Origin of the sequence: Psychromonas algicola, assembly GCF_004378355.1 — a bacterium.
Classification (GTDB): Bacteria; Pseudomonadota; Gammaproteobacteria; order Enterobacterales; family Psychromonadaceae; genus Psychromonas.
Genome location: NZ_SNUB01000101.1, coordinates 1 through 410, shown reverse-complemented (window position 1 = coordinate 410; position 410 = coordinate 1). Strand labels below are relative to the sequence as shown.

Sequence of the window (410 nt, the reverse complement as noted above, 5' to 3'; positions counted from 1 at the left end):
CGACCGCAGGGAAGTAACCATCGATCCTGGCCTTGTCGGCCACGAATCGGCCGGCATAGATCGTGGGGATGTACCAGGTGCCGCGTTCCTTCATCAGGCGCATTACCTCGTCGTCCATCTGCGTGCCGTGTTCGATGCTGGTCACGCCGGCCAACACGGCGCGCTTCATGCCCTCGGTGCCGTGGGCGTGGGCCGCGACGCTGAAACCGTAGTCTTTCGCGGCCTGGACGACGGCCTGCACTTCATCGAGGGTGAACTGCGGCGCATCACCGGATTTGGCATAGCTCAACACGCCGCCGGTGGCAGTGATCTTGATGACATCACTGCCGTCCTTGTAGCGCTGGCGCACGGCGCGGCGCGCCTCGTCGGGTGAGTTGACCACACCCTCGGTTGGTCCAGGCGGACCCATG

General features: G+C 64.6%; 1 protein-coding gene. It reads right to left on the bottom strand.

Translation table 11 applies throughout. From position 1 onward, the window contains the following. Positions 1-410, bottom strand: a 410-nt coding sequence (locus E2R67_RS16535; RefSeq protein WP_166739420.1) for an amidohydrolase family protein, incomplete at both ends; no start/stop codon positions are given.